Origin of the sequence: Mycobacterium sp. (genome assembly GCF_036488105.1) — a bacterium.
In the GTDB taxonomy this organism is placed as follows: Bacteria; Actinomycetota; Actinomycetes; order Mycobacteriales; family Mycobacteriaceae; genus Mycobacterium.
The window spans coordinates 1-3,348 of record NZ_DASXHW010000017.1 but is presented as its reverse complement, the minus strand read 5'-3'; the positions used below and the strand labels follow the sequence as shown (position 1 = coordinate 3,348).

General features: G+C 65.9%; 2 protein-coding genes and 1 pseudogene. 2 read left to right on the top strand and 1 reads right to left on the bottom strand.

All coding sequences use genetic code 11. The features are described 5' to 3' along the window. Nucleotides 1-1,175: pseudogene (locus VGH54_RS00940) on the bottom strand (transketolase); the annotation flags it as partial. 237 nt (nucleotides 1,176-1,412) lie between these two features. On the opposite strand from VGH54_RS00940, the gene VGH54_RS00935 reads away from it, so the two are divergent. Beyond that, nucleotides 1,413-2,333, top strand: coding sequence for a heme o synthase (locus VGH54_RS00935; RefSeq protein ID WP_331510065.1), 921 nt, complete (start codon nucleotides 1,413-1,415; stop codon nucleotides 2,331-2,333). A 136-nt stretch (nucleotides 2,334-2,469) separates the two neighbouring features. Further along, nucleotides 2,470-3,348: PPE family protein (locus VGH54_RS00930; protein ID WP_331510064.1), on the top strand; the 879-nt coding region annotated here is incomplete at its 3' end.

The window sequence follows — 3,348 nt, the reverse complement described above, 5'->3', positions numbered from 1 at the left end:
AGGTGCGGGCCCACCGCGTTCAGCACCTTGCCGGACGCGGCACGGGTCGCCAGCGCCTTGTCGCCGGGTTCCCAGTGCGGGACGTCGGCGTCCCAGCCGTCGGGCAGTTCCTCGGCGGTCAGCCGGTCGAGCAGCTTCTTGCGCTCGGGTTCGCGCTTGGCCCAGTCTTCGAAATCGGCGTTCCACTTGTCGTGGGCTTCCTTGCCGCGCTGCACCAACTCGCGGGTGTGCGCGATCACCTCGTCGCGCACCTCGAACTTCTTGTCCGGGTCGAAGCCGAGGATTTCCTTGACCGCCGCGACTTCTTCGTCGCCGAGCGCTGAGCCGTGTGCCTTTCCGGTGTTCATCGACTTCGGCGCCGGGTAGCCGATGATCGTCCGCACCGAGATGAACGACGGCTTGTCGGTGACCGCCTTGGCCTTGGCGATGGCCTCTTCGATGGCGACGACGTTCTCGCCGCCCTCGACATGCTGCACGTGCCAGCCGTACGCCTCATAGCGGGCGGCGGTGTCTTCGCACAACGCGATGTTGGTGTCGTCCTCGATCGAGATCTGGTTGTGGTCGTAGAACACGATGAGGTTGCCCAACTGCTGCACGGCCGCCAGCGATGACGCCTCCGAGGTCACTCCCTCTTCCATGTCACCGTCTGACGCGATCACGTAGATGTGATGGTCGAACGGACTGGTCCCGGGTGCGGTGTCCGGATCGAACAGGCCGCGCTCGTAACGCGCCGCCATCGCGAAGCCGACAGCAGATGCCAAGCCCTGGCCGAGCGGCCCGGTGGTGATCTCCACCCCGTCGGTGTGCCGGAACTCCGGGTGGCCGGGCGTCTTGGACCCCCAGGTACGTAGTGACTCGATGTCGGACAGCTCGAGCCCGAAGCCGCCCAGGTACAGCTGCAGATACAGCGTCAGGCTGCTGTGCCCGCAGGACAGCACGAACCGGTCGCGGCCGAGCCAATGGACGTCGCTGGGATCGTGCCGCATCGCCCGCTGAAACAGGGTGTAGGCCAACGGCGCCAGACTCATCGCCGTGCCGGGATGGCCGTTGCCGACTTTCTGGACCGCGTCGGCGGCCAGCACCCGGACGGTGTCCACGGCGGCTGAATCGAGGTCGCTCCAGTCGTCGGGGTGATGCGGGTGGGTCAGGGTCGAGATGTCTTCGAGTGTGGTCACGTACTGAAGTCCTCGGGCTCGGCAGAATGGTCCTGTTCTTACCCTAATGCCGGAACGTTGCGGGCGTGTCAAAGGATATTCGACCGCTGATTGTTCAGGCGCCGTCAACTGAGCGTTGTGCCTCGATGGTCGCCGATTGGCTGTCAATAGGCCCTGCGGTGCATGCTGGGCAAGTCGTCCGGTCTACCATCGTGCGTAGTAGAAGCTGCGCGCTGCTGTGATCCGAGGAGTCCTTGCGTGAGCATTCGCGAGCGCGTTGCGCCGAGCCGAGTCAGCACGATTTTGCTGGCCTATTTGGCGTTGACCAAGCCTCGAGTGATTGAGCTGTTGCTGGTCACCGCGATTCCGGCGATGTTGCTGGCCCACCGCGGCAGCGTGAACCCGCTGCTGATCCTCAACACGTTGATCGGCGGGATGCTGGCCGCCGGCGGCGCGAACACGTTGAACTGCGTGGCGGACGCCGACATCGACAAGAAGATGAAGCGGACCGCGCAACGCCCGCTGGCGCGGGCCGCGGTGCCAACCGGACACGCGCTGGTGTTCGGACTGGTGTTGAGTGTCGGCTCGTTCGTCTGGCTGTGGTGGACGACCAACCTGCTGTCGGGTTTGCTGGCCGTGGGCACGATCGCGTTCTATGTGTTCGTCTACACCCTGCTGCTCAAGCGCCGCACCTCGCAGAACGTGGTCTGGGGCGGGGCGGCCGGCTGCATGCCGGTGATGATCGCCTGGTCGGCCGTGACCGGAACGATCGCGTGGCCGGCGTTGGTGATGTTCGCGATCATCTTCTTCTGGACGCCGCCGCACACCTGGGCGCTTGCGATGCGTTACAAGGACGACTACAAGGCGGCGGGTGTGCCGATGCTGCCGGCGGTCGCCACGGAACGTCAGGTCACCAAGCAGATCCTGATCTACACCTGGCTGACCGTGGCCGCGACGCTGGCGCTGTCCTTGGCCACCGGGTGGCTCTACACCGCGGTGGCCGCGGTGGCCGGAGTGTGGTTTCTGGCGATGGCGCACCAGCTCTACGCCGGCGTGCGGCGCGGCGAGCCGGTCAAGCCGCTGCGATTGTTCCTGCAGTCGAACAACTACCTCGCGGTGGTGTTCTGCGCGTTGGCGCTCGATTCGGCCCTGGCGCTGCCGACACTTTTGCGGGTCTAAGCGCCGCTACCAGGTCCTGGACCTGCGCATACCCCCTACCCGCACCGGGTCTTGTCCTACGACATGGCGTCGTATTGAATGCCGTCGTGATCTCACCGGGCGTTCGCGCTGGTGCCGCCGCTGCATCGGGCCGCCGATGACGGCGCCGGTGTGGATGGCGTCGCCGCCCGAGGTGCACTCGGCGATGCTGAGCAGCGGGCCAGGACCCGGGTCGCTGCTGGCCGCGGCGACCGCCTGGAGTTCGTTGAGCGGCGAATACGCGTCGGTCGCCGACGAACTCAGCGACGTGTTGGCGGCAGTGCAGGCCGGAGCCTGGCAGGGCCCGAGCGCCGAGCGCTACGTGGCCGCTCATGTGCCCTACCTGGCGTGGCTGATGCAAGCCAGCGCCAAGAGCGCCGCCGAGGCCACCCAGCACGAAACGGCGGCAACCGCTTACACCGCGGCGCTGGCCGCGATGCCGACCCTGCCGGAGCTGGCCACCAATCACGTGCTGCACGGGGTGCTGGTGGCGACGAATTTCTTTGGCATCAACACGATCCCGATCGCGCTCAACGAGGCCGACTACGTTCGGATGTGGATTCAGGCGGCCACCACGATGACGACCTATCAAGCGGTATCCACCGCGGCATTGGCGGCGTCGCCGCAGACCGATGCGGCGCCGCAGATCGTCAACGCCCGGGCCGCCGACGGCCAGTTCGGCGGCAACGGTGACAGCTCGACGTTGCCGATCATCGACAACGACTCGGGTAACCCGTACCAATTGAGTTGGTACATAAACCGATTCACGGAGATATCGCAGACCCTTTCCCGCGACCTCACGTTGATCGAACAGAATCCGGCCCAGGGCCTGACGCAGTTGTCGGCGGACATCGCCGGAGTGACTTCGGATGAAATAGGCCACGTCGGGGAGTTCCTTAATGCCTTCCCCGAGCTGTATGCGCTCCCGCTGATCGCGCCGATTACGCTGGCAGGCGGCGTCGCGGGCCTGGCTGGCCTGGCCGGAATTCAGCCTGAC